The following is a 26,411-nucleotide window of genomic DNA, read 5'->3' as shown; positions in this document are numbered from 1 at the left end:
ATTGTGCTTATACCTTGGGGAGCACGCCGGCTTGCTGAGCGGCGGCTCTAACAAAACCTAAAAACAGCGGATGCGGGCGGTTCGGGCGGGAGAGAAACTCCGGATGGAACTGGGTTGCCACCATGAAGGGGTGATCTGCAATCTCGGCGATTTCCACCAATCGACCATCCGGCGAAAGTCCTGAAAAGCGCATGCCGTGTTCCTCGAATATTTTACGATAGGCATTGTTAAACTCAAAGCGATGGCGGTGGCGTTCTTCTACCCGATCCACGCCGTAACAGGCATGCGCCAGACTGCCCGGCTGTAAAATGCACGGGTACAATCCCAAACGCATGGTGCCGCCTAAATCGGTCACGCCATGCTGTTCGGGCATCAGGTCAATGACGGGATAAGGTGTGGAGCGGTCAAACTCGGTGGAGTTCACCTCGTCCGTGCCGAAAATGTGCCGTCCAAATTCAATCACCATCAGTTGCATTCCCAGACACAAGCCAAGGTAGGGAATCTTGTTGGTGCGGGCATGATGGATGGCTTGAATCTTTCCCTCAATGCCTCGACTGCCAAATCCACCCGGCACCAGTACCCCCGAGGCGGCTTTGATTTCTTCCCAGCCTTTGCCCTTCTCCAGTTCGGCAGAGTGCACCCAGCGGATATCCAGTTCCACCCCCAGATGGAGGGCGGCATGGCGCAGGGCTTCCCGCACGCTCATATAAGCATCGTGCAGTTCCACGTACTTGCCCACCAGCGCAATGGTGACGGTCGGCTTGGGCATTTTCACCCGTTCCACCAGGGTCTCCCAGTCCGTCCAGTCGGGCTTGCGGCGGGCTTCCAGTCCCAAACGCTCCAGCAAATATTCGCCCACCTGGGCTTTTTCCAGTGCTAGCGGGACTTCATACAAAATTGGATTGGTGACCATGGGCACGACGGCGCGTTTTTCCACGTCGCAGAACAGGGCAATTTTCTCGCACAAACTGGCTTCCACTGGGTAATCGGAGCGCGCAATGATCATGTCCGGCTGAATGCCGATGGAGCGCAGTTCGGCAACGGAGTGCTGGGTGGGCTTGGTTTTCAGTTCTCCCGTTGCGCCGATATAGGGCAGCCAGGTGACATGGATGTAAAACGTGTTTTCGCGTCCGACATCGAAGCGCAACTGACGGATGGCTTCCAGGAAGGGCAGGCTCTCGATATCGCCCACCGTCCCACCGACCTCCACCAGCACAATCTCCGCTCCGGTTGTTCGCCCCACCAGCCCTATCCGCCGCTTGATTTCGTTGGTGATGTGCGGGATGACCTGAATCGTCCCGCCCAGATAGTCCCCGCGCCGTTCGCGGCTGATGACCTCGGCGTACACCTGGCCGGTGGTGACATTACAAACGCGGTTCAGGCGGATATCAATAAAACGTTCGTAATGTCCCAAATCCAGGTCGGTTTCGGCGCCGTCGTCCAGGACATAGACTTCTCCGTGCTGGTAGGGGCTCATGGTCCCTGGGTCCACGTTAATATAGGGGTCGAGTTTTTGCACGGCCACCGAAAAACCGCGTTCCTTGAGCAGTCGTCCCATGGCAGCGGCAGTGACCCCTTTGCCTACCGAACTGACCACACCGCCCGTGAAAAAAATGTACTTGGTTGCCACGCTTCCACCCTCCAGACAAAAGAGAAGCGGGGAGAGCCGTATGATTCGGCTACTCCCCACTTTGTTTTTTACATCTACTCCCCGTATTTCATCATGTTCCTCTCCGCATTCCCGGACCGATGCCTGGATGGAATGGGGATATCAGACCTGAGAGAAGTTTACCATAAAAAATGGGTCAAAAAAAGAAAACACCCCGGTTGGGGTGTTCCTTTCTTCCCGTTGGGAGAGGAGAGGCAAGCAGCCTTCTTCAGGAAGTTTGCACCTTGTTTTCCAGGGTGCGGGCAAGAATCTCTTCCTGTTCCTGAGAAGTGGCTTTCTTGCGCCCTTTCTCTTCGGCTTTGCGGGCTTTGGCGCGTTCCATGGCTTCACGCCAGGCGATTGCCATGGCGGTTTCCACCTCGGGCTGAGGTTCTTCGCCAAGCGATTCAAGCAATGCATCCACGCTGATGGTGTCTTCTTCGCGGGTGCGGGGTGCTTTGGCTTTCTTGCGCCGTTGAGCCTTTTCTTTGTCTTTCTCTTTATCCTTTTCGCGATCTTTGGGGCGCTCGCGCTTGGGAGGTTCAATGAACGCCTGAATGGGTTCTTCTTCCTTAACGGGTTCGGGCAGCAATGCTTTACGGCTCAGTTTGATCTGACGCTTCTTGCGGTTGAAGTCAATGACCTCGACCTCAATCTCATCGCCCTCTTTGACCACCTCAGAAGGTTCGCGCACGTAACCGTGAGCCATTTCCGAGATGTGCAACAAACCAGGGCGTTCCGCGCCGATTTCCACGAAGGCGCCAAATTTTTCCAGACGCACTACGGTACCCTTAACCACCATACCCTTTTTCAGGTCGCGCCATTCCAGGTCCAGCGGTTTGAATGTGGTGACTTCAATGCGCCCTTCCTTGACGCGCTTGACCCATACATCAATTTCCTGCCCTTCCTGCAGAACGTCGCTGACGCGCTTGATGGGTTCGTCATCTAAGGGCTGAATCTGCGAGATGTGCAGGAAAGCAGGTTGACCGATTCCCAGGTCGACTGCCGCTCCTGCCAGCGAAATTTTGAGCACTTTCGCACGAAAGTGCTGTTTGGGTTGGATTTGGGGCTTGCTTTCAACCCCTTGAGTAGTTACTTCCGATTCCATCTTCTGTACCTTACCTCTCCCGGGATAATTGTCACGAAAGGCGATTATACCGCTCCCTTGAGGTTATGTCAATTCTGACTGCGAAAAATTTCACAAAGGTTTCTCCAATCGCAGGGCTCAGGGCTGGATTCCCTTCCAGAAGATGCTCAGAAGGATCTCAGGGGTGTCGGCTGAGAAGTTGGGATGACTTTCTGAGGCTAAAAATGGGTAAAAAATCCCCAGGAATGCCCAGACCAGAAGGTTGGAAGGCAAAGGGCGGACTTCCCCCCGTGCCTGTCCTTCCCTGAGAATTTCTTCAAGTGGATGTAAAAATTCCTTCGCGTAGATTTCTTTGAATTTTTCGCGCAGTCCGGGAGAGAGTTTTTCCATTTCCTGCGTTGCCAGTCGCATCACGCCGCGTGACTCGGGCGGTACCTGAGTGAAAATCCCCAGAATGAATTCCTTCAGGCAATCCTGGGTGGAGGCTGGATATTTTTCCCGGGCGTTTCTTAAAATTCGGGTGAAATTTTCCAAACCCTGCTCCAGTATTTCCAGAAAGAGGTGTTCTTTGTCTGGAAAATGGTAGTAGAGCGCGGCGTTGGTCACCTGGCAGGCTTCCGCCAGGTCTCGAATAGAGACGCCGTCGAAGCCGCGCTCTACAAATTGTCGGGTAGCTTCCCTAAGAATGCGCTGGCGCATCTTCATTCTGGGCGATTCCAATGGGGTTGGCATGCGTTCTCTCCCTGGATAATTCTTCCTGACGTTTTTTCAACAGGGTCGCGCTTCCCAGCATTACCAAACTGATGAACAGGACGAATACAAATGCCGCGCGATAGCCGGAAAAGGCATCGGCTTTGCCGAATGAGGCGGCAAGTGCCCCCATGAAGGCGCTCCCAATCAATTGACCGGTGCTGGAAAACAGGGTGACAATGCCCTGCGCTAGCGAGCGTTCTTCGGGGAGAGCCTCGTTTAGCATGATGTAGCGGATAGGCGCTCCCAGCAGAGCGCTGAGTCCCAGCCCAATCCATAACCCGGAGAAGACGAACCAGAAAAGACTGCTTCCCAGAAGGCTCAGCATCAGAAAACCAAGGCTCATGACAAATGTGCCGGTGACGACTACCGCGCGCGAACCAAAGCGATCCAGCATCCGCCCGCTGAGCGGCGCGCCGACAACCATTGCCAGCACTGCCGGGATGAGCAACCAGGTGGCATTTTTCTCAGTGATTCCCTGAGACGCCAACCCGCTGACTGCCATGAGCGGGACAAACACCAGACTGGCTTCGGTAAAGCCCGCGCCCCACGAGAGCCCATACGCCAGCCCCAGTTGACGGCGGTTGAACAGGCGGGCGGGCAGGAGGGGGGCTTCAACACGTTGTTCATACCGAATCAGTACTGCCAGCAGGATGAGCGCTATGCCAAACAAACCACCTACCTGAACCTGCAGGAGGCTGGAAAGGAATTGACTGGAATCCAGTTGATTGATGCCGATGGTCAACGAAATCAAAAACAGGCTGAGGAGCACCAGTCCACCCGAGTCCAGACGGCTGGTTTGTGCCGGGCGGGTTACCGGCAAAAGCCGTGAAGCAGAGATCAGGATCGCCAGGGCAATCGGCAGGTTAATCAGGAATAACCAGTGCCAGGAGGCAAGTGCCAGGACGACACCACCCAGCAGGGGACCGATGAGAAACGCCAGACCGAATACCGCCCCAATCATTCCCAAGGCACTGCCGCGTTTTTCCGGTGGGAAGGTGTCGCCAATTACCGCGCTGGCAACGGGGAAGATACCCCCTGCGCCAAAGCCCTGAATGGCGCGCCCCAATAACACAACCCAGAAGGCTGGCGCGAGTGCTACCAGCAGGGAACCCAGAGCAAATAACCCAATGTCCAGCATATAAATCCAGCGTCTGCCGTACAGGTCGGATAGTTTTGCCATCCATGGCGTGCTGATGAGTTGCATCAGCACGTAACTGCTGAACATCCATGCCAGCGTGCGTTCATCCACAGCAAACTGCTTTCGGATGGAGGGCAGGGCAGGACCTAAAATGGCAATGTCCAGCGCGCCCATCAACACTCCAAAGAACAACACCAGTAAAATGCGATTTCTCTGTTTCTGATCCATATGGTCTACCTCTTTTAGTTTTACTGAACGTTCGTTTAGTTTGTATTTTAATACGATGATGAGAGAATGTCATCCCTCGCAAGGGTGATTGTTAGAAATCATCCCGAATCAAAAAGGCTTGGGAGTCCCCAAGCCTTTTTGATTGCAGAGCATGAGCAGATGACTATCCCTGTTCGGGAAGGGGGGCAGGAACCACTTCCGGCGTTGGCGCTTTTCTGCTCTGATAGGTGTACCACATGGCGCCTAACCCGATGAGAGTAGCAATCAACCCTATCAGCCATCCAATGAAGGGAATCGCGCGCACGATGGCATACAGCGCCACGCCCAGCACCAGCGCCCAGATGTGGAGATTGCGGGTTTGCGGGGCGGTCTTTTCCAGTAACTGTTTGCCTACCCAGAACGAGACCACCAGTTTACTGCCATACCCCACCAGCAAGGTGAAGATAGCCACGAGCAGGGCAAGTGCCGAGAACCCAATGCCGAAAATGGCGTTGCTCAGTCCGCCCAGGGTAATCAGGCTGAGGATAACGCCAATGGCAAGGAGGAGCAAACCTGCCAGAATTGCCCCGGCATACCCGCCCAGCAGGGTGAGAATACCCACGCCAGCCGAGGGCAGAGGCTTGGCGTTCGCCATGTCCGCCGTCTTGTGGAAGATTCCGGGAATCAACCAGAGCGCCAGCCCGCCCAAAATCAGCAGGACGATGAGGTTGCGCACCAGCCCCAACAGGGTTTTGAGCACTGGATGCTCTTCCCAGCGCTGTAATGGGGATTTTTGAGGCGCTTTTTCTGCTGGGGTGGGGGTTTGATAAATCACCTGCCCTTTGGGGCGAGCCTGAATGGCGCTGGCTTGTTCGGCTGGGCTGGTGTAGGTCAAATCCCCGCCGATGACGGCTTCCGGCGCAACCCGCAGTCCCGGCTCAATGGCTTTCGGCATACCGGGCTGATACCAGAACATCCAGAAATTGGAGCCGGTTTCTCCAGGGGCAGCAACGTCCAGTTTGACGTCTTTGCCCACTTTGCCTTTCAACTCTGCACCGGCAACCCCACCTTTGAGGTTTTGCTGGATTTCACCGGCATGGATGATCTGATAAGCGCCGACCAGCGCGTCAATCTTGATGACCGAGCCGTTGAGCGTCTCCAGACTGTAGCCGCCGAAGTACAGATTGCGCTCAATACGCGCCTGGCTTCCCACCAGCAAAGAGGTGGCGCCGGTGAATACACTGCCCCCTACCTTCCCGCGTACCTCGCCGGACTGCGCTCCGATGAAGACATTCCCACTGACCTTCCCGTTTTCGGCAAGCAGCACCGTTTGTCCAAACATGAACAGGTCGCCGTTGATGGTGCCGTTGACCACAATGCGCTCGGCTGAAGCCAGTACGGCACCGTTCACGGTGCCGTCAATGATGACGTTTTGTCCCCCAATAATCAGGTCATCCTGAATCACCTCTTTAGCGCCGACATTGCCGTCTTCATCAACCACGGCTGCCTGCACGGGCTGAACACGAAGCCCCAGCAGACAAACGCCCAGAATCAGCATGGCGAACCATGCCACACTCGAAACACGAATGGGTTTCATAAGTCTCTCTCCTTTGGATAAAACTTAAATTCGCCGAAGCGTTATTTCTGCCTTAACTGCTCGATGAGGTGTTCCAGTTCATCGTTGAGTTTTTGTAAGCCTTCCACGATTTGGGGTTGAACTTCCTGCACAGTTTGCTCCCCCGCCGTGCGCAAATGCTCCAGAGTGTTACGGGCATGAAGTTTGACCTCCTGCGCTTCAGGGGTTTCGGCGGCTTCTTTTAAGGCTTGTTCCACCTGTTGAAGTGCCGATTCCAGTCCTTCTTTGACCTGGCGGGCTTCCTCACTCGATTCAACCCGAGTCCACAATGCCGAGAAGGCTTTGGCAAGGCTGTTACCCAGCGCGCTTAATTCGCTGGCAACCTCATCCCAACTGCTTTTGGAAGATGAAGGGGTTTCCTGCGGGTTTTCCATAACCAACTACCTTTCCAGCCCTTTGTGCTGTTCCAGTATTGTTTACGATTCCTGTTTCAAAAGGTTGCAGGTTAAGGCTTATTTTGAACAGGAAAGAGGGTTGAGAGGAAGGGTGAAATTCCCAACCAGAATCCGGTCAATAAGAAGACCAGAGGGAACAAAATCCACAACCCACCCCCTGTTTTGACTTCCAGCACAGGCTGAGCAGGGTTTTTCACAAAAGCCTGAATCTTTTGAACGATTTCTTCTTTAGATGCTTTTCCCGAAGAGTAACCCACCCCTAAAGGAAAATCGGCGCTTACTGTTTGCAACACAACCCGATAAGTGCATCCATCCTCATCGCAGGATTCATCCACCCATGCACCTTCCAGCCGGGGCAGGGTTTGATGACGTAGGGGCAGGATGCCCATCCAGGAGACATCTATTCGGCAATTCTGGCGTTCTGCGGTGCGCTCGCAGGTCAGGGTGTGCACCTGCCCGAGAAGATACGCCGTACCCAGCCCTGCCGCAACAAAGACGAATGCCAGAATGAAGGGGGGTAACTCGTAACGTTCAAACAGGGTTTCAAAGAAAGACATGTCTTTTGCGCCAGAAGGATGAACCTTATCCGGCGCGGACGGTCACCTTCAGCATTTTGTCGCCCTGACGAATGGCGTCCACAACCTCCATGCCCTTAATCACCTTGCCGAACACAGTATGACGTCCGTTCAGGTGGGGTTGTGGGGAGTGGGTGATGAAGAACTGACTGCCGTTGGTGTTGGGTCCGGCGTTTGCCATGGAGATCACTCCGCGCTCATGTTTGAGGGGGTTATTTTTTACCTCGTCTTCGAAGCGGTATCCCGGTCCGCCAGCGCCGGTACCGGTAGGGTCTCCGCCCTGAATGACGAAGTTGGCAATCACGCGATGAAAAGACACCCCGTCGTAGAAACCTTCCTGTGCCAGAAACACAAAGTTGTTGACCGTCTTGGGCGCGTATTGCGGATACAGTTCCAGTTCGATGTTGCCTTTTTCTGTCTCAATGGTGGCGTAGTAGGTTTTTGTGGGGTCAATCATCATCGCGGGAGGAGTTTTCCATTGTTTCATGAGAGTCTCCAGAAAGTAAGTTTGTCTCTTTGATTATATGCTCATCGTTGGGGTTTGGATGAGAAATCCTGCACGCTTAACCCATTGTTAAGGTTGTGCTTGGGAATAAATTCGTTCAAACGTTTGGCGAAACTGTTTTGCCAGTTCTTTGTTGTCAATGATCAACACATTTTCATCATTGTTCAGGTCGGCACTGCGGGTGAAGTTGTATGAGCCAAAGATGACCGTGTTCCTGTCCAGGATGATGGCCTTGTGGTGCATCAGTCCAGAAGCCCCATCCAGACGCACATCCAGCCCGGCATTCTTCAAGGTTGAATACTCCCCGCCGGTGGAAGCGGCTTGATCAGCGTCGAATACAATGCGTACATCCAGCCCGCGATGAGCGGCTTCCAGCAGAGCGTCGCGTAAGTCGTTCAGGGTAAAGTTGTAAGCCAGAATGTCAATGGAGGTTTGGGCTTGCTTCACGCGATCCACGATGGCTTGAGAGGGACGGTCTTCGGGAGAAAAATACAGCCAGGCATCACTGCCGTTCAGGGAAAGCGCAGAGCGCGCTCCCAGAGGTTCTCCGCCGCCAAAAACGTCCTCTTCGAACATCTCATTAAATTCTTCGGTGTAGCGCTGTGCCAGTTCGGGCGATTCAATGCACACCAGATTGTTCTCGTCGTTGGTCAACCCGCCGTAGGTCAGGTTCAATGAACCCGTCCAGACGATTTTCCGGTCGATGACGATAAACTTGTTGTGCATTAACGTTTCCCGGCGGTCGCCTAGCACTTCAAACCCTTCTCTGCGCAGTTGCTGGAGCAGGTTGCTGTCCAGGGCGTCCGAGTCCACCACCAGGCGCACCTTTACGCCGTTTTGGCGGGCGTTGCGCAGAGCATTACCCACTTCCAGCAGATTAAAGTTGTACATGGCAATATCAACCGAAGTGCTGGCGTTGTTCAGCGAATCTACCAGTGCATTTTGCAGGGCTTGATTTTGCGCCGGCGAAACCGGGTTGGTGAAGTAGGCCGTGATGGCAGATTGAGAAGGGACAGGCTTTTCGCAGGCAGCCAGAACCCCCGCCAGCAGCACGAGGGTTGCCAGCAGGACAGATTTCAGACGGGAAGAATCCAGCATTGCAGAGGCTCCAGAGAAAGCGTGAAGGTTAACTGTCGCAGGGCATCTTTGCGCTCGGCTTCTATGCTCATCACAATAAATTCTGCCAGGGGATGCACATCCTGCGGGGAAACCACAATGGGCAGGAAAGGCGCAGGTTTGCCCGCTTCCATCTTAAGAGGCTGTTGTAAAAATTTTACCCCCAGGGCGATAGCCTCTTCCAGAGGCAGGGCATAGGCAGGAATGGCAAAGAGGCGCGGCTCTGCCCAGAAGGCTTGCATGGCTTTTTTCTCATTTCCTCGATAGGTCTCCCGCTGTTGAAACACAACCCGTCCGCGCGTCACCCAGAAGGGCGCGCCGGTTTTTCCTGCGGAAAGCCCGGCATGGAAAAAAATGTTCAGCGGCACCGCGCCTTTGCTTTCATCCAGCAGTAAACCCTTCTGGCAGTTAGTACAGACCCACGCCACCTCATCGGGTTGGGCAGGGATGGGGTTTTGGCAATGGGGACACAACAGCGGAATCAATCGTACGGGTTGCGTCATTCGTTCCACTCCCGAAGTGCCTTGACAAATTGCGAGAGGTCGGTGTTTTCTCCCAGTTCCAGCAGGGCAGAAGGTTCACCTTTGAGACGGTGATATTCGTAATGTTCGCCATGGCGGAAGCGCTGATACCCGCCAAACATCAGTGCCAGTCCGATACCCAGGGCAATCAGCGCCAGTCCAAGGATATCCTCGTCGCCCGAGAGGGAAACAATCAGTGCAGGAACATCTACTGCCAGGAAAGCGCCAAAAGCCATACCGCCAACCAGGGTAAGGGCGCGCATCAGCAGGTTGCCCGGGGCTTTGCCGTACAGCACGTTGCCGTGATATCCATCGATCACCACCTGGTAGGCACGCTGTTTATGCAGGTAGCGCACCACCCAGATGGGATAGTACACCAGCCCCAGCCGCGGGTTGAGGATGCGGGTGAAGACCTGCGCGGTACGGGAGAGAGAAACCTTTCCCTGAATATGATTCTCGAAAGACTGTTGGGCTTCCTGCAGGGCTTGCTGAGGCGAGCCGACCGGCTCAAATACCATGCCTTTGCGGTGCAGGGCTTCGGGGTCAAAGGGTTCGAGCGGACAGCCTTTCAGTTCAATGCGTTGCACGCCGAACTCGCCGACATCGCAAGCCACCTGTGTCCAGATGAGTTCGGCAGTGGCGCGACGTTCGCGCGGTTCGTAACGGGCGTTATCTCCCGAGCCGACCCGCTGTTGACCAAACGCCCAGGCTACACCCTTTCCCCATGCTGACCAGAATGGCAGGTACACCAGGAATATCTCACTTAATTGCGCTTCGCGAGTTACGCCGGAGGCAATGGAGGGACTGCTGGACAGGAAGGCTCGAAAGGCTTTTTCGGCTGCTTCGCGTTCCACCCGCAAAGGCACCTGATAGCGCCGTACCCCGCCCTCACCACTGACCACTGAACGCAGGTCGCAGTATGGGCAAATCACCAGCCGTTGCCCTTCAGGCACGGGGACAGTGCCGCCGCAGCGTGGACAGGTTAAGCCGTGCAATGCTTGTGTGCTCATACTTTTGCCGCAACCCACAATGCCCACATCAATAAGAGCGGGGCGATGACAACCCCCAAGCCGGTGCAGATGAAAAACCCTGCGGTGGCGTTTTCTCCGCCGCTCACCAGCCCCATTATGACAGGAATCAACGCCAGACAAAGGTACACCCCCGCGGCGACTGCACCGACCGTGCGGTAAGGCAGTTCATCTTTGGCGGGATAGAGGTTTGCCAGCACCCGCGCGCTCGAGCCGTCTACAATCGCGGTGAAGGGTTTCCCGCGAAATACATAGCGGAAGACGTACAGCGGCACATGCACCAGTGCACTTTCCAGGACTTCGAGTTTCTCCTGGCTTTGGGCTGTCCACTCCAGCGCCGCATCCAATGGCACGGTTGGCTGTACCGCGCGCGCATCCAGTGAGGACTCGTAACGGCGCAGGTCGCCAGCGGGGATTTGCAGGTGCGCTACTTCGGTTTGAGCGGTTGCCGCGGCAGGCTGGAGACGGATAATTTCCCCGCCGTTTTGTTTCACCCGCAAATACCATAATGGGAAATACTGGAACTGCACGTCCACCACCTGCGATTTCTGATCCAGATCCTTGACTGTCTCATTGCCGGACATCCAGCGGTACAGAGCGGCGCGGGCTTGGGATTCGTCCAGTGTAGGCGCTACGTACCAGTGGAAGACCACACGGCTTTTATCCACATACACGGTGGCACTGCAGTACGGGCAGGTGAGAAAAACCTGCCCTTCATCAGGGTGCAGTTCTCCGCCACATTGGGTGCAGGTCAGGGTGGTTGACGGGAGCGGGGAATCCATACCTGCATTATAGAAGATTTTTCACCAGATTGGGAGAATGTTGACAAAACTTTGACTCTTTCGGATGAGAAATTCCTTAATCTTTTCGAGCATTTATTCACCAGGGGCGGGTTTGCCCTGTGCTATAATCCAGCATCAGAGGTTTTGGGTATGTTTAAGAAACTGGTCAATTTTTTAGGGTTGGATCCGAACAAACGAGAAATCGAACGGCTGGCGCAGATTGTCGATCAAATCAACGCGCTGGAAGCCGAGTTTGAAAAACTGAGCGATGACGCCCTGCGCGCCAAGACGGATGAGTTTCGTGCCTACATTCGCACTGCAGTGGAAGGAATTGAGGATGAAAAAGAACGCTATCAGGCAGAGCAAACTGCGCTGAACGAGATTTTGCCGCAAGCCTTTGCCGCCGTGCGCGAGGCTTCCAAGCGCACCCTTGGTTTGCGCCATTACGATGTGCAGTTGATTGGCGGCATGGTTTTGCACTACGGACGCATTGCCGAAATGCGCACTGGCGAAGGCAAGACGCTGGTGGCAACTCTGCCACTGTACCTCAACGCCCTGACCGGGCGCGGGGTGCATCTGGTGACCGTCAACGATTATCTGGCGCGCCGCGATGCCCGCTGGATGGCGCCCATTTATCAGGCGCTGGGCATGTCTGTCGGTGTGCTTCAGATGGCGGCGCGTACCGATAACGGACGCAGTGCCTTCCTGGTGGACTTGAAAAAGACTTCACCCCATGAGGATCAGCATCAACTTCAGATGGTCTCCCGGGCTGAAGCCTATAAAGCCGACATCACCTACGGGACGAACAGCGAGTTTGGTTTTGACTACCTGCGCGATAACCTTGCCATGCGCCTGGAAGACCGCGTCCAGCGCGGACATTACTACGCCATCGTGGACGAGGTCGACAACATCCTCATTGACGAAGCCCGCACACCGTTGATTATCTCCGGTCCGGCGCAGGATGAGTCCGAATGGTACGTGCGCATGGCGGCAGTGGTCAAGCAGTTGAACCCCGAGGATTATGAGATTGACGAGAAGAATCGTACCGTCACCCTGACCGAGGTGGGCGAAGCCCATGTGGAAGCCCTGCTGGGACAGCCCCTGCGCGACCCTGAGCGCCCTGAAGACATTAATCCCGAACAAGCCCGCCTGCTGGGATACCTGGAACAAGCCCTGCGGGCGCAGTTCCTTTACAAACGCAACAAGGATTATCTGGTGCAGGGCGGCAAGGTCATCATCATTGACGAGTTTACCGGGCGACTCATGCCCGGCAGACGCTGGTCGGAAGGGTTGCATCAGGCAGTGGAAGCCAAAGAGGGTGTCAAGGTTGAACCCGAAAATGTCACCTACGCGACCATTACCATTCAGAATTACTTCCGCATGTATCAGAAACTGGCGGGAATGAGCGGTACGGCAGAAACCGAGTCGGAAGAGTTTTACAAAATTTATAAACTGGATGTGCTTCCCATCCCAACCAACCTGGAGTACCTTGCCAGCCGTCCCAATTCCCCTTACATCCCTGTTGAAGCCAAAGACCCCGAGGGATATAAATTTACCTACTACGCCCGCCGTGATGATCCGCAGAAGCGTCCCATCTTCTGGAAGCGCAAGGATTACCCCGATGTGGTGTTCCGCACCGAAGAAGCCAAACTGCGCGCCATTACCATGGAAATTCTCAAGTATTACGTCATCGGCAGACCGCAACTGGTAGGTACGACTTCGGTGGAACATTCCGAACGCCTTTCCCGCCGTTTGGATGCCGATTACCTGCGCAAACTGGCACAAATTCAACTCCTGCGCGACATGTACATTGAATCGCGTAAGATTGAGATTATCGAGCGCGCCATTCCTGAACTGCAACCGCTGTACCGCAAACTGGAAGAGATTGAAACCGGCGAACTGCGGCAATTGGCGCGCACCCTCAACCTGTCCATGTCGTTTAACGTGGAAGAGCCGCAGAACATCCAGCGGCTGGCGCGCATCCTGGGCGTGGAAGGGTACGATTTGAGCCGTCTCCAGCGCGCTTTGCAGGGCGGAATTCCTCATCAGGTTCTGAATGCCCGCAAGCATGACGAAGAGTCGCAAATCATTGCCCGCGCCGGCGCTTTTGGCGCAGTGACCATTGCCACCAACATGGCAGGGCGCGGTGTGGACATCAAACTGGGCGGCGAACTGGACGAAGAGATTCTCGGCGATACCAACCGCGTGCTGGCGCGTGCCGGATACGACGCCTACAACATGACCAACGAAGAGCGCCGCCAGGCTCTCTTGCAGATACCGCCTGAAGAGTACGGAATTTACGAAGAGCAGGTGCGCGCTTTCCTGCAATACATGGAAGAGATGGAAAAGGTGCGCGAACTGGGCGGTTTGCATGTGATTGGCTCTGAACGCCACGAAGCCCGCCGCATTGACAATCAGTTGCGCGGGCGCGCCGCCCGTCAGGGCGACCCGGGCTCCTCGCGCTTCTACCTGGCGCTGGATGATGAACTCATGCGCCTGTTCGGTGGTCAGCAGGTGACGGGGTTGATGGAGCGATTGAATATTGACGAGAGCATGCCCATCGAAAGCGGAGTGGTTGGGCGGCTGGTAGAGCAGTCGCAGGAACGTGTGGAAGGCGCGAACTTTGATGTGCGCAAACACCTGCTGGAGTACGACGATGTGCTGAACTCTCAGCGCAAGCGCATTTACGAACAGCGCGACCGCGTTTTCACCAAGGTGGACTTGAGCGAAGACATTGAGGACATGCTCAAGACCGAACTGGCGGAGCGCGTGCCGCAGGCGCTGAAGCAGGAAGAAGGTCCCTGGAAACTGCTGGCGTTCCTTGAGGATGTCCAGCCGCCTTTGCAATGGGGCGGGCGAATTTATCCGTCCTTCACCCTGCGCTTGCTGGTGGATGAAGTGCAGGCGCGGGTCAAATCAAATCCTTCGCAGGGGTATTTGCGCAATGCCGTGCTGGGAATTGCCGAGGAAGCCTTTGACGCCGAGAGTCAGCACCTCATTCACTCCCTGCGGGATTTGCTGGAGAAAACGGGTGAATCCATCCAGACGCAGGTGGATGAACGCATGGAAGGGGTGGAAAACTTCTTTGAGACCCTTGACGACCGCAAGGAAGAAATGCCTCAGCGTCGTCCTGCCGAGTATGCTGAAGAACTGGTAGCACTGGCACGACTGCCCAATTTCCGGCTGAGCGGAGAAGCCCTGCGCTGGCTGGACAGCGATCCTGAAAAACTCAAAGAGCATCTCCGTGAGCAAATTGAAACTCATTTGTTCAACCTGAACTTGAGTCGCGTCATTGGTGCTGTTGAGCGCCGCCTGGGAGAGTCGCTCAACCTGCGTCCGAACCGTTTCAGTGATATGGATTGGGACGAAGCCGTCGAGGCTCTGCTGGGTGAGGTGGAAGCCTACCTCTCGCGTCAGCGCGAACGTTTGTTTGGCGCAAATGGGCAGGTGGTGAGCGATCTGGACAACGCAGTCCAATCGCTGGATGAAGAGACCAATTGGCAGGATGAACAACTTATTCTCAATTTACTCGCTCGCATTTCCACAGGGACGCGCATGGTGTTCGACCGCCGTACGCACCGCCAGGGAGTTCAGCAAGTTTCCCGCCTGCGCTGGGTGTATCTGGCGGCAAAGATGCTGGGCGATGCTGACCCTAATTCCATCACTCAGCGGGTGCTGGAGCATTTGCAGGGCGCACAGGAATTTCTGGAAGAAATCTACGGCGAGGTGGATTATTACACTCTGACCCAGTTGCGCCAAACTCTGCGCCAGCTGGATGCACGGCTTCATCCATATATCGTGGAATCGCTTGGAGAAGAGGCGCTGGATGCACCGCTGGAGACTCTGACTGACGAACAGCGCGGCATTCTGAAAGAAATACTGGGCTGGTGGCGCGCCAATGAAATCCAGCGTTCCCTCTTGCTCAGCGTGATTTCAGAGTTGTGGGTGGATTACCTGACGCGGGTGGAAGCCCTGCGTGTCTCAATTGGGCTGGAAGCCTATGCTCAGCGTGATCCGCTGGTGCAGTACAAGAGCCGCGCTTCGGAGATGTTCTCACAGTTGCTCGCCGATATTCGCATGGGGGTGATTGCCCGCATGTTCAACATTCGTCCGCGAGAGTCGGTGTCTGCCGGTGCATCTGCTCCGAGTGCAGAGGTTTTGCCTGCTGCAGGAAACAATGGCAATACGCCTGTCTCTTCCCCTGCTCGGAGCGGAAAAAAACGCCACAAACGTCGTTAAAAAGTCAACCGCCGAAGGCAATCCTTCGGCGGCTTTGTTTAAGAACAGTCTGTTTTAGCCCAGAATATCCTGGAAGGTAACCATTTGATTGTTGCGGGCAGTGTCAATGAGTTTCAGCCGCACGGTCTTCAGCGCTTCCAAAAAGCCAATTTCAGTTACTTCAATCTGGAAGATGGGGTTGCTCTTGTAGCAGGCTTCCAGTTGGTAGTTGGGAATGCGCGGGCTGAGATGGTGAATGTGATGGAAACCGATATTCCCTGAGAAGAACTGCAGGACTTTGGGCAATCGGTAATAGGATGCACCTTTGAGTGCCGAGGCAACGTAATCCCACTCGGTATCCGGTGCCCAGTACACGCCCTCAAACTGATGCTGGACGTAGAACAGCCAGATGCCGAACATGCCTGCCAGCCAGAACACCGGTAAGAGCACCTTGACCATGTTCCACACCCCGCCAAACAACAGGCTGAGTCCACCCAGGTAGAAAATCAGCGCGATGTTGGTCCACACCACACTCAAGGTTTCCTTTTTTGAAAAGCGCGGCAGGGCAAAGCGGTGGGCGATAATGAACATCCAGATGGGTCCCAGTCCAAACATGATGAAGGGGAAGCGAAACAGGGCGTACCCCATGCGCTCAATCCAGGGTTTGGCACGGTATTCTTCTACTGTCAGGGTGGTCACATCACCGACGCCGCGTTTGTCCAGATTGCCACTGGTAGCGTGATGGATAGCATGCGATTTCCACCACTGCTCCGAAGGGGTCAGGGTAATGACGCCCAGGATAAATCCAATGATTTTGTTGGCTTTGCGGGAAGGGGTAAATGAATTGTGTCCACAATCGTGGAAGAGGATGAAGATACGGACCAGAAAGCCCGCTGTGGGTAACGCCAGCAAGAGGGTCAGCCAGTAACTCATCTGTAAACTGGCGCCCATCAATCCAAGCAGGGCAAAGAACGGCACCAGGGTATTGATCAGTTGCCAGATGGCGGGTTTCCACTCAGGCTTTTGAAAGGGCAAGAGAAGAGGGTTTAACTCTTTCATGGTGGGCAATTTTTTAACCGGCGGTTCCGTTTCAATGGCGGGGTGGTTTTTGAGGGTGGGTAACGTTAAAGTTTCCATACAGGTTTCTCCTGCTTCCCAGCATACTTGCAAAGGAAGAAAAACAGAACTAACTGGAGTCATATTGTGAGATATAACCTCAAGAGGGTATGGATTATGACTGGTCTTCTTCCCGTATGACCAGATGAAAAGGATGGATTACAATAAAAGCGATGACGGCTTTTGTCCCCGCTTATTGGAAACTATTGGAAAGCGGAGAATTGCAGGAAAGGGTCCAGCGAGCCTACGCCGGGCTTGAATCCTGCGAGTGGTGTCCGCGGCGTTGTCGGGTAAACCGTCTGGCAGGCAAACGGGGGGTGTGCCACACGGGTGAACAAGCCCGTGTTGCCAGTTACGGTCCGCACTACGGCGAAGAGCGTCCGCTGAGCGGTTGGAAGGGCTCGGGGACGGTTTTCTTCAACCGCTGTAATTTGCGCTGTGTTTTCTGTCAGAACCACGATATCAGTCAGACCGATGAGGGCATGGAAGTCACCCCTGAACAGTTAGCGCAGATTTTCCTGCGCCTGCAGGCGATGGGGTGCCACAACATCAATCTGGTATCTCCCAGCCATGTCGTCCCGCAGATTCTGGCAGGGGTGTTCCTGGCGGCACAGGCGGGATTGCGGCTTCCGCTGGTGTACAACACGGGCGGGTACGATGCGCTGGAAGCCCTGCAATTGCTGGATGGGGTAGTGGATATCTATATGCCCGATATGAAATACGCCGATGCGGCGGTGGCAAAGCAGTACTCCGGAGTGAAGGATTACCCGCAGGTAAACCGCGCGGCGGTGCGGGAAATGCACCGTCAGGTGGGAGACTTGAAAATCAATGCCCAGGGACTTGCCGAGCGGGGTTTGCTGGTGCGTCATCTCGTTTTGCCTCACCGCCTTGCCGGCACCCGTGAGATCATGAAATTCCTGGCAGAGGAAATCTCGCCCAATACGTACGTGAATGTGATGGGACAGTACCGTCCCGAATTTCTTGCCGAACGCTTTCCGCTTCTCAACCGGCGGGTGACGCTGGAAGAGGTGTATCAAGCCCGCGAAGAAGCCCGGTGCGCAGGCTTGAACCGTTTGGACGAATAATTCTATACAAAACCAAACTGCTTATGTGGACTCAGGTTTATGACCCGCTGCATGCTCCCCTGCTCTCTGCGCTGGTAGCGTTTTTACCAGCGGCTTTGTTGTTGATTGCGCTGGGGATTCTACGGTTGAGGGTGTTACATGCTGCTGGACTGGGGCTGGCGCTGGCTTTCCTGCTGGCGGTGGGGGTGTTTGGCATGCCTCTTGGCATGGCGTTTGCCAGCGCGCTGTTTGGCATGGCGTATGGCTTCCTGCCGGTGGGGTGGATTGTCTTGAATGTTCTTTTTCTTTTCCGCCTGACCGAGCAAAAAGGGCTATTCCAGATCCTTCAGCAAAGTCTGATGCGCCTTACCTCAGATCGGCGTTTGCAGTTGGTGCTGGTGGCGTTTTGTTTGGGGGCGTTTCTGGAAGGCGCGGCGGGGTTTGGTACGCCGGTGGCGGTTTCGGCTTCGTTGCTGGTGGGTCTTGGATTCCCGCCGCTGACCGCCGCAGGGCTCTCTCTGCTGGCAAATACCGCGCCTGTACCGTATGCCGGGTTGGGTACGCCCTTAATTGCCCTGCAAACGGTCACCGGACTGGATTTGCAAGCGCTCACCCGAGCCACTGCCCTGCAATTGACGCTCTTCGATGTCCTGATTCCCTTCTGGATGGTGGCGGCATGGGTGGGGTGGAAACGCATGCTGGAAGTTTTGCCCGCCCTGCTGGTTGCCGGCGGAACGTTTGCGGGAGTGCAGGTGCTGGTGGCATTTCTTCACGGTCCCTGGCTGGTCAATATCTTTTCCTCGGTGGTATCCATGGGAGCGCTGGTGCTTTTCCTGCGGGTGTGGAAGCCGCGAAATGAAATGAGGGATACCGCTTCGATCCCTGCGGAAAAGTTGCCGTCCCACAAGGTCTGGCAGGCATGGATGCCGTGGATGGTTCTGACCGTTCTGGTGTTCCTTTGGGGCATCCCTCAGGTGCGTGCTTTTCTGGATTCGTGGACACTGATTCGCATTCCCGTACCGGGACTGCATGGATTGGTACAGCGCATCCCCCCGGTAGTGCCTCAGCCGCGCGTGGAAGATGCTGTGTTTAACCTGCCGTGGCTCTCCGCTTCCGGGACGGCGATTCTGCTGGCGGGTATTCTGGCAGGGTTATTGATGGGCTTTTCACCGGCAGAACTCCTTCGTCAATACGGACAGACCTTCAGACGGGTGAAAGACTCTCTCTTAAGCCTGTGCACGATGATGGCAATGGGGTTTGTCCTGCGCTTTGCGGGGATGGACGCCGCCATGGGGCTGGCTTTTGCCCAAACCGGCGTGCTGTATCCGTTTTTTGGCACCTGGCTGGGCTGGTTGGGAGTGTTCATCACCGGGTCAGATACTTCGTCAAACGTCCTGTTCGGCAGTCTTCAGCGGATCACCGCCGGGCAACTGGGTTTGTCCGAAGTGTGGATGTCTGCCGCCAATAGCGCGGGCGGGGTGATGGGGAAGATGATTAATGCCCAGAGCATTGTGGTGGCAGGAACGGCGGTCAACCTGAAAGGCAAAGAAGGGGATGTTTTGCGCTTCATCCTTTTCCACAGTTTGGCTCTGGTGACGCTGGCGGGCTTGCTGGTCTTGGGGCTGGCTGAACCCGTCAAATCCCTTTTCCCATAGTCCGAGGGATTGGCTGGGTTATAATTAGCCGTATGGCAGAAAAAAGTTCTCCACGGCGCACGCAGGCGGAACGCCGCCGCGCAAGCCGTGAAAAAATTATCCGCGAAGCCTCGCGCTTGTTTGCCGAGTACGGCTATCGGGGTGCCAAATTGGCGGAGATCGCCCAGGCTGTGGGCATGAGTGAGCCGGGGCTGTTACACCACTTCCCCAGCAAGGAACATTTGCTCATCGCTGTTCTGGAAGAGCGCGACCGGGTGGATCGTGAGCGCTTTGGACAGGATGTTCTGGAAGAGCGCCGCAATCTGCTGGAAGGGCTGCGCGCGCTGGTGGCGCACAATGAAACTGTGCCCGGTTTGGTGCAGTTATTTATTGTGTTAGCCGCTGAGAGTCTTCAGCCGGATCATCCGGCGCATGGCTATTTCTCGGCGCGCTATCAGCAGGTGCGTGACTCAATAGTCGAATTGCTGCGCCAATCTCAGCAAAGAGGGGAAATCCGTAACGATGTCTCTGCGGAAGAACTGGCGGCGATGGTGGTGGCGTTGATGGATGGTTTGCAAATTCAATGGCTCTTTCATCCTGAGCAGGTAAAGATGAGCGCCGTGTTTGACGCTTTCCTGAGCCTGCTGAAGGTGAAAACTCCCGAAAAGTCTGTATGAGAACCTGGCGGCAGTGGATTCTTGGAAGCCTGCTGATATTTTTCATCGGGTGGGCAATGGGGTGCACAGCCCCTCCGACGCCTGCAGGGGAGAATTTCCCCACGTTTACCCCTGCAGGGACGCTTGTTCTCTACCGCACTCGCACGCCCAGTCCAACTCCACAGGCTTCGCCGACGCTCACTCTGCCTTTGCCTTCCCCCACCCCTACGCCGATTCGCCATGTGGTGAAGAAGGGCGAGGATATGTTTGGCATTGCCCTGCGTTACGGCATTGCCCCCCAAGCCCTGCTGGAAGCCAATCCCACAGTCAATCCGCGGGTGATGAGTGTAGGCACGGTATTGATTATCCCTGCCGCGGGATTGCCCACTCCTACCGGGCAGGTGCCCAGTCCTACCCCTCAACCCCTGGTGTTGGGCGAGCCGGTGTGTCATCCCGCGCTGGATGGCGGAGCGTGGTGCTTTGTTGTGGTGCAAAATCCGCTGGAGCAGGCGCTGGAAGATGTGGTGGCGGTGATCCGGGTTTCCGGCAATGCTCAGGGAGAGTTGCTGGAGCGCACAGCGTATGCTCCGCTTAATCTCTTGCCTGCCGGGAAACGCCTGGTACTCAGCGCGTATTTCCCTGCGCCTTTCCCTGAATCCCCGCAGGTGGCGGCAGAACTGCGCATGGCGCACCCTGTTCCTGCAGAAGACGTGCGCTACCTGCCTGCTGCGGTTGAGGTAGAGCAGGTACAAATCGCCTCTGACGGTAAGAGTGCGGTGATTGGGGGAAACATTATCCTGGGAGAATCTTCGGTTACGGCTCAGGTGCTCTGGCTGGCGCTTCAGGCTTTTGATGGAGCGGGTAAACCGGTAGGTGTTCGGCGTGTGGATATGCCTGCGCCTGCTCAGGGCGATCAGAGTGTTCCCTTCAAGGCAACAGTGTACAGCGCAGGTGCGCCTATTTCCTCTGTTGAAGTGCTGGTAGAAGCCCGTCCTTAGTCCTTCCAGACAAACACGAATGCCAGGTCGTTGACGTTGGTGCGGGTTGGACCGGTTTTGATTAAATCCCCCAGGGCTTCAAAGAACGTGTAGGCATCGTTGCGTTTCAGGTAATCCGCAGGGCTCATGCCCAGCGCGCGGGCGCGGGACAGCGTCTCGCCGCTCACCACAGCCCCCGCGGCATCGGTCGGGCCATCTCCTCCGTCGGTCGCCAGTGTGACGAGCAGGGCACTCAAGCCGTCCATGCCTTCTACTGCCCCCAGCGCCAGTTCCTGATTTCGTCCCCCTTTCCCCTCCCCTTTTACAGTCACGGTGGTCTCGCCGCCGCAAATCAGGCAGGCGGGTAAGGGCAGAGGCGACTGGTGCAGAACTTCTTCCCGGGCAATGGCGGCGAGGAACTGACCTGCCACTGAGGCTTCGCCCTGAAGGAAGGTGGTGAGGATGGCTGTGTGGAATCCTTCCTCCTGGGCTTGCTGGCGTGCGGCTTCAGCGGCAATACGGTTGCTTCCAATAACTGTGGTGAATACCTTTTCAAAAAGGGCATCGCCGGGCTTGGGAGTTTCGGGAAGGTGTCCATTCATCCCATTACGGAGAATTTGCCTGACCGATTCGGGAATTTCTCGTTCAAGGTCATACTGGCGAAGGATTTCCCATGCATTGGCGTAGGTGCTGGGGTCGGCGACAGCAGGTCCCGAAGCAATTACGTCCAGCGGGTCGCCCAGTACATCCGAAAGCACCAGACACACAGCCTGCGCCGGATAGAGCAGGCGAGCAATTCCCCCCCCTTTGAGGCGGTCGAGGTGCTTTCGCAGGGTGTTGATTTGTCGGATGTCTGCCCCGCAGCGTAAAAGCAGTTGGGTAAGGTATTGGATGTCGGTAAGTGAGACCCCCTGAGCCGGCAGGGTTGCCAGTGCTGAGGCGCCACCGGAAAGCAGAATGAAATAAAAATCTTCAGAGGTTGATTCGCGTAAAAATTCGCAAATTCGTTCCCCAGTCTGCACACTGCGCTCATCAGGGATGGGATGGGAAGATTCCAGGCAGGCGATTTTTGGGGAAATGGGTTGATCGGAGCGGGAACCGCTCTTGACAATCATCAACCCGTCATGCAGGTATTCTCCCAGAATCTCTGCCGTCGCCTGTGCCATGGGTTCGGCGGCTTTACCAATCGCCAGTAGACGGACCCGCCGGAAAGTTGAGAGATTCCAGGATGCAGAATGTACCGTAAGACAACCCTCCGTCCGGTGGACGAAACGCTGCACCGCCTGCGCGGGGTCTACTGCTTTTAAGGCGGCGTTCAAAATACGGCGGACCGTCTCTCGAATGGGAGAACGATCCACCGTAAAAGGGGTAAGAGTTACCTTGCCAGCAGGATATTCTCTGTTCCCCGGAGAAAACTCAGGATGGTCTGGACGCATGATAGAACTGAGCGTAGCGTTTGTCTGTTTTACCGATGTGGGTAATAATCCAGGTGAAAGCATCGTTGAGGGCTTTTCGGAAAGCCGTATCATCTGCCGATTCAATCGAAGGTTTCAGGGCTTCGAACGAATTGCGGAAATTTTCGTGGATTTTGCGGTGTTCCTCTATTTGGGGAAAACCAATTTGCTCCATGAAGGCTTCTTCATGAGAAAAATGCTCGTGAACGTAACGAGAAAGGGTTTCGTTGAAGTACTTGCGGGCTTCATCCCGTTTTCCTTCGCCAATCAGTTCATACACCTGGTTCAACAAGTCCACCAGGACTTGATGCTCCTGATCTACAGAGTCAATTCCCAGTTTAAATTCGACATCAAAGTTGAACATTTTGCCTGCCATGGTTTTCTCCTTAAACTCTAATCTAAAAGGTTTTATCCTGGTTTTTGTGATGGGTAAGGGTGTTACGCTGTGCAAAAATTCCACGGTAGGCTTCCGGGAAGTCTGCTTCCAATCTTTGAAGATGATTGTTTAATTGTTCGCGTAAGAACTCTATATGGGAAGTGGAATGGTCTGGCGAAAGATGGAGAACAAAAAACTCAAAGATGGAATTGGTCTCGGAATTTTCAATTTCTACTGCCAGTTGATGCGCGTCTCGCAGGGTGAGGATTTTCTCCGGGGAAATCTCTCCCATCTTTTGTAAGCAGTGGTTGAGTCTTCTGTCAAGGTCAGGATCAACCGGCTCTTTTCGCCGATGTTCAGGAAGCCCCTCTCTTAACTTCTCCAGATAAGCGGCATGTTCTTCTTCTTCGGTGGCGTACTCTTTCCAGAACTGGCAAATTTCTGGGTGGTGGTCGAACAAGCGGGTAAATTGCAGGTAAAGTGTACCTGTCATGCGTTCCAGTTGAACGGCTTTTTGCAAGGCCTTTTCTAAAGTCGAAGGAGTTGTTTCAGACATGCGCTCTCTCGAGAAAGATTCTGTTGTCAGACAATATTAATTATAATAACATAAAATCTCGAGGATCAATAAAAAATGTTATGAAATGGATAATAAAGGTTAAGGGTTTTCCTTGTTCGCGTTAATCTTTCTGCGGGATGCAGAAGTGCGAAAGGCTTCCGGAAGGTTTTGCTTCAACTGATGAATGCGTTCGTGAGTTTTCAAATGCGCGATTCCAGAGGGTTGGGTAATTTCTTGCGGGGCAAAATTCAGCACCATGAATTCATAGATGGCATGATTCTCCAACCCTTCTAACTGTAAAGCAATCCGGTAAGCCTCTTCCAGATTGTCAATGGGTTTTCCCGTGAGAATCAGCGTGTCTTCCAGACATTTCTGTACCCGGTGGAAGATTCCCGGATCGGCAATTTGCTCCAGTCTTTCTCTGGGTAAACGGTTCCGAATGGTTTCGAGAAAAACGGCTGCCTGATGATCCTCTTCAGAAAAGCGTTTCCAGAAATCGGCAATTTCTGAGGAATAATAGGTAAATAAAGCCGTGAGCCGGCTGTAAAAGGCTTCAGAGGCTTTTTGGAGTGCAATGGTCTGGTCAAACAGTTTTTGAATGGTTGGAAATTCAGCATTCATGGACCCAACTCCAGGGACGATAACTAGATTCTGTCTAATCAATATCCAAAATACCGAAAATCTCTGATAGGTTTTGAAAAAGACACCTTACCGTTTCATTATTATCTTAAACCCGCAATGGAAAATTTAGTATTGAAATATGGTTACAAACAATCAGCAAAGCACAACCTCACCGGCGAGGTGAGGTTGTGAAAACGTTTCCTGAATGATCAAGTCTCCCGGGCGAGTGACTTAATCAGCCCCATAGCGGCAAGCATGTCCAGGTTATGCTCGAACTTGAAATCCTCTACCCCTAATTCCTCAGCGCGTTGACGTTCTGCTTCTTCCAGACGCTTCAGGTAGGGCAGGGTGACTACCGGATGTGGAAGGTTCAAAATTTGCTGACGGATGGTTTCCAGACTCAGTGACTCGGGGAAAGGCAACGTGCCCAAATACTGCAGGACCGCTCTTGCGGCATTGATACCGTCTTTGCGGGCAATGCCAACCAGACCAGTGCTGGCTTTGCGTGCCCAGCCAGCCACAAACACGCCCTGAATGGGGCGTTGAGCGGCAGGGTCATAGGCTTCGTAACTGATGCCTTCTACTGGAAATCGCGGTTGCGGGTTCTTGACAAACTCATTTCCTTCTACAGGTAATCCCAATGCAGGGTCCACGCGATCCCCAATAGCAAAAATGACCGTATCCACCTCCAGGGTAATATACTTTCCCATTCCCCGCGCGATGACCTCGCCGTTGTCCTGACGATAGAGCATGGTCTGTTCTACTTCCAGTCCGCACACACGCCCATTTTCGTCCCCAAGAATGCGCACCGGCGAAGCCAGGAATTGCAGGCGGAAGGATGCTCCTCCGCATCCCTCTTCCACATGATCCTTTTCCAGCAGGGTGCGAATCAAACTGCGCATTTGATTGGGATCCTGGCCAAGGCTGACCATTTGTGGGGTGACGCGGTTCAGTTCCATCTCAACCGCTTCCACATCCAGACAGTTAATCACATGCTCCAGTTCCTTGGGGTCGAATTTGACTTCGGCGGGTCCGCGGCGGGCAACGGCGATGACCTCATCCACACGCCGTACGCGTAGCAGCCATTGAGTAATATCCAGCATGACATTCCCCACGCCAATCACCGCAACGCGTTTGCCGATTTCAAAAACCTTTTCACTGTACGGTGGTAGCCGGTTGTAGTGATAGACGAGATCTTTGGCGTGATAGACACCGCGCAGGTCTTCCCCGGGGATTCCCAACTGCTTTGTACCCTGTGCGCCTACCGCAACCAGCAGGGCGCTAAAGCCCATTGCTTTCAATTGTTCCAGAGTGAGATCGCCTTGAGTTCCAATGGTTACGTTCCCGTAGTACTCAATCCCATCCCGTTCCAGAATTTGTTTGAACTGGGTGCGCAAACCGGCTTTCATGCGCAGTTTAGTCGGGTAAATGCCGTATTCTGCCAGACCCCCCGGTTTGATATCGCGGTTGAACAAAAACACCCTCACGCCATTTTCAGCCAGTTCCCGGGAGGCGAATAACCCCGCCGGGCCGGCGCCGATTACGGCTACCAGATGTGTGGTGACAGGTTGAATCTTTTCCACAAAGCAAGCCCTCCCTGCACAAATGAGCACAACTTGGATGTATTATACCCCTATTGGTTTGATCCGTTCGTTTTTAAAAGTCATGCTATAAATTAACTTATGGATAGCACACAACCTTTGTCTGAAAATTCTCCCAAATCCTCTTTTTCGCTCGCTTCATTGAAAATTGCACCGGCTTTCTGGACAATTGCCAGCATCCTTTCTCTGATCGTCAACCTGATTTTGGTCATCGTGTTACTGGTGCTGGCAACCCAACTGTTCACTCTCAAACGGGTTATTCAGGATCAGGTACTGGGCGGCTTATACCGCAATTTTATCCTGATGGATCAGGCGCATATCCGCACTACCATCCCTGTCAGTACAGAAGTTCCGGCGCGTTTTACCCTGCCCCTGGAGACCGAAACAGTGGTCGTGCTGACAGAAGATACCTTCCTGCAGGGCGCAACCGTCCGGGAATTGACAACCGGCGGGCTGACCATCCGCAACGCTCCAGCGGATATTGTGTTGCCTGCAGGGACGCGTTTGCCCGTGGCGCTTAACCTGGACGTGCCGGTTGATCAGATGATTCCTGTCAACCTTAACGTGCAGGTGGACATTCCGCTCAGCCAGACGGAATTGCACCAGCCTTTTGTAGGCTTACAGGAAGTGGTGCGTCCGTACTACAAGATGCTCGACGACCTGCCGGATTCCTGGGGTGAACTGCTCTGCCGCTCCGCCGCAGGCTCGCTGTGCGATTCACTCTTTCGATGATTCACCTTACAAAAG

Annotated in this window: 24 protein-coding genes; 6 read left to right on the top strand and 18 right to left on the bottom strand. The window is 54.6% G+C overall.

Features of this window, described 5'->3' with window-relative positions; translation table 11 throughout:
* Positions 1-7 precede the first annotated feature (7 nt).
* The 12 genes from pyrG to ANT_RS12610 all read right to left on the bottom strand — a co-directional run bounded on the left by pyrG (position 8) and on the right by ANT_RS12610 (position 11,391).
* Positions 8-1,630 (bottom strand): CTP synthase, encoded by a 1,623-nt coding sequence (pyrG, locus tag ANT_RS12665; RefSeq protein ID WP_013560922.1) that lies wholly within the window; start codon positions 1,628-1,630, stop codon positions 8-10.
* Between the two features lie 247 nt (positions 1,631-1,877).
* A complete protein-coding gene (locus tag ANT_RS16605; protein WP_013560921.1) occupies positions 1,878-2,756 on the bottom strand; it encodes a S1 RNA-binding domain-containing protein in 879 nt (292 codons plus the stop codon).
* A gap of 117 nt (positions 2,757-2,873) precedes the next feature.
* Positions 2,874-3,467 carry a TetR/AcrR family transcriptional regulator gene (locus ANT_RS12655; protein ID WP_081460311.1) on the bottom strand — a complete coding sequence of 198 codons (594 nt, stop codon included), beginning with the start codon at positions 3,465-3,467 and terminating at the stop codon, positions 2,874-2,876.
* Positions 3,415-4,911: an MFS transporter gene (locus tag ANT_RS12650; RefSeq protein ID WP_349675161.1), complete on the bottom strand. Its 1,497-nt coding sequence runs from the start codon at positions 4,909-4,911 to the stop codon at positions 3,415-3,417. Before ANT_RS12650 ends, ANT_RS12655 begins: the two co-directional genes overlap by 53 nt.
* Positions 4,912-5,017: 106 nt before the next feature.
* Positions 5,018-6,430 (bottom strand): DUF8173 domain-containing protein, encoded by a 1,413-nt coding sequence (locus ANT_RS12645; protein ID WP_013560918.1) that lies wholly within the window; start codon positions 6,428-6,430, stop codon positions 5,018-5,020.
* A gap of 41 nt (positions 6,431-6,471) precedes the next feature.
* Complete coding sequence (locus ANT_RS12640; RefSeq protein ID WP_013560917.1) at positions 6,472-6,843, bottom strand: hypothetical protein; 372 nt, start codon at positions 6,841-6,843, stop codon at positions 6,472-6,474.
* A 71-nt stretch (positions 6,844-6,914) separates the two neighbouring features.
* On the bottom strand, positions 6,915-7,421 hold the full coding sequence (locus ANT_RS12635; RefSeq protein WP_013560916.1) for a hypothetical protein: 507 nt from the start codon (positions 7,419-7,421) through the stop codon (positions 6,915-6,917).
* Between the two features lie 25 nt (positions 7,422-7,446).
* Positions 7,447-7,926, bottom strand: coding sequence for a peptidylprolyl isomerase (locus tag ANT_RS12630; protein ID WP_013560915.1), 480 nt, complete (start codon positions 7,924-7,926; stop codon positions 7,447-7,449).
* A gap of 87 nt (positions 7,927-8,013) precedes the next feature.
* Positions 8,014-9,042 (bottom strand): phospholipase D-like domain-containing protein, encoded by a 1,029-nt coding sequence (locus ANT_RS12625; protein WP_013560914.1) that lies wholly within the window; start codon positions 9,040-9,042, stop codon positions 8,014-8,016.
* Complete coding sequence (locus ANT_RS12620) at positions 9,021-9,563, bottom strand: hypothetical protein (RefSeq protein WP_013560913.1); 543 nt, start codon at positions 9,561-9,563, stop codon at positions 9,021-9,023. The genes ANT_RS12625 and ANT_RS12620 overlap by 22 nt, the downstream gene beginning before the upstream one ends.
* Entirely contained in the window at positions 9,560-10,591 is a 1,032-nt protein-coding gene (locus ANT_RS12615; protein WP_013560912.1) for a TFIIB-type zinc ribbon-containing protein, read from the bottom strand. Before ANT_RS12615 ends, ANT_RS12620 begins: the two co-directional genes overlap by 4 nt.
* On the bottom strand, positions 10,588-11,391 hold the full coding sequence (locus ANT_RS12610) for a TFIIB-type zinc ribbon-containing protein (protein ID WP_013560911.1): 804 nt from the start codon (positions 11,389-11,391) through the stop codon (positions 10,588-10,590). The genes ANT_RS12615 and ANT_RS12610 overlap by 4 nt, the downstream gene beginning before the upstream one ends.
* Positions 11,392-11,541: 150 nt before the next feature.
* Here ANT_RS12610 and secA point away from each other — a divergent pair, with 150 nt between their 5' ends.
* The gene (gene secA / locus ANT_RS18015) at positions 11,542-15,630 is read left to right on the top strand and encodes a preprotein translocase subunit SecA (protein WP_013560910.1); all 4,089 of its coding nucleotides are present in this window, start codon (positions 11,542-11,544) and stop codon (positions 15,628-15,630) included.
* 54 nt (positions 15,631-15,684) lie between these two features.
* Here the strand turns inward: secA and ANT_RS12600 are convergent, their stop codons facing one another.
* A complete protein-coding gene (locus ANT_RS12600; RefSeq protein WP_197534065.1) occupies positions 15,685-16,746 on the bottom strand; it encodes a fatty acid desaturase in 1,062 nt (353 codons plus the stop codon).
* A gap of 152 nt (positions 16,747-16,898) precedes the next feature.
* Between ANT_RS12600 and ANT_RS12595 the strand changes: the two genes are divergently transcribed.
* Genes ANT_RS12595 through ANT_RS12580 form a run of 4 tightly spaced genes read left to right on the top strand, consistent with a single transcriptional unit; the run spans position 16,899 to position 21,077 of the window.
* The gene (locus ANT_RS12595) at positions 16,899-17,810 is read left to right on the top strand and encodes a radical SAM protein (protein ID WP_013560908.1); all 912 of its coding nucleotides are present in this window, start codon (positions 16,899-16,901) and stop codon (positions 17,808-17,810) included.
* 23 nt (positions 17,811-17,833) lie between these two features.
* The gene (locus tag ANT_RS12590) at positions 17,834-19,444 is read left to right on the top strand and encodes an L-lactate permease (RefSeq protein ID WP_041455035.1); all 1,611 of its coding nucleotides are present in this window, start codon (positions 17,834-17,836) and stop codon (positions 19,442-19,444) included.
* 32 nt (positions 19,445-19,476) lie between these two features.
* Positions 19,477-20,100 carry a TetR/AcrR family transcriptional regulator gene (locus ANT_RS12585; RefSeq protein WP_013560906.1) on the top strand — a complete coding sequence of 208 codons (624 nt, stop codon included), beginning with the start codon at positions 19,477-19,479 and terminating at the stop codon, positions 20,098-20,100.
* Entirely contained in the window at positions 20,097-21,077 is a 981-nt protein-coding gene (locus ANT_RS12580) for a LysM peptidoglycan-binding domain-containing protein (protein ID WP_013560905.1), read from the top strand. The genes ANT_RS12585 and ANT_RS12580 overlap by 4 nt, the downstream gene beginning before the upstream one ends.
* Here ANT_RS12580 and ANT_RS12575 read toward each other — a convergent pair.
* The 5 genes from ANT_RS12575 to ANT_RS12555 form a co-directional block, all read right to left on the bottom strand.
* Positions 21,074-22,492, bottom strand: a complete 1,419-nt coding sequence (locus tag ANT_RS12575) for a glycerate kinase type-2 family protein (protein ID WP_013560904.1) — start codon at positions 22,490-22,492, stop codon at positions 21,074-21,076. The two genes, ANT_RS12580 and ANT_RS12575, sit on opposite strands and share 4 nt — an antisense overlap.
* Positions 22,473-22,886, bottom strand: coding sequence for a bacteriohemerythrin (locus ANT_RS12570; RefSeq protein ID WP_013560903.1), 414 nt, complete (start codon positions 22,884-22,886; stop codon positions 22,473-22,475). Before ANT_RS12570 ends, ANT_RS12575 begins: the two co-directional genes overlap by 20 nt.
* A 22-nt stretch (positions 22,887-22,908) precedes the next feature.
* The gene (locus ANT_RS12565; RefSeq protein WP_013560902.1) at positions 22,909-23,442 is read right to left on the bottom strand and encodes a ferritin family protein; all 534 of its coding nucleotides are present in this window, start codon (positions 23,440-23,442) and stop codon (positions 22,909-22,911) included.
* A 99-nt stretch (positions 23,443-23,541) separates the two neighbouring features.
* Entirely contained in the window at positions 23,542-24,063 is a 522-nt protein-coding gene (locus ANT_RS12560; RefSeq protein ID WP_013560901.1) for a hypothetical protein, read from the bottom strand.
* A 209-nt stretch (positions 24,064-24,272) separates the two neighbouring features.
* Entirely contained in the window at positions 24,273-25,646 is a 1,374-nt protein-coding gene (locus ANT_RS12555; RefSeq protein ID WP_013560900.1) for an FAD-dependent oxidoreductase, read from the bottom strand.
* A 117-nt stretch (positions 25,647-25,763) separates the two neighbouring features.
* On the opposite strand from ANT_RS12555, the gene ANT_RS12550 reads away from it, so the two are divergent.
* Positions 25,764-26,396 (top strand): hypothetical protein, encoded by a 633-nt coding sequence (locus tag ANT_RS12550; RefSeq protein ID WP_041455033.1) that lies wholly within the window; start codon positions 25,764-25,766, stop codon positions 26,394-26,396.
* Positions 26,397-26,411: the final 15 nt, after the last annotated feature.

It is taken from the genome of Anaerolinea thermophila UNI-1, assembly GCF_000199675.1.
Taxonomy (GTDB): Bacteria; Chloroflexota; Anaerolineae; order Anaerolineales; family Anaerolineaceae; genus Anaerolinea; species Anaerolinea thermophila.
Note: the sequence above shows the minus strand (reverse complement) of the source record. Positions and strands in the feature narration are given on the sequence as shown.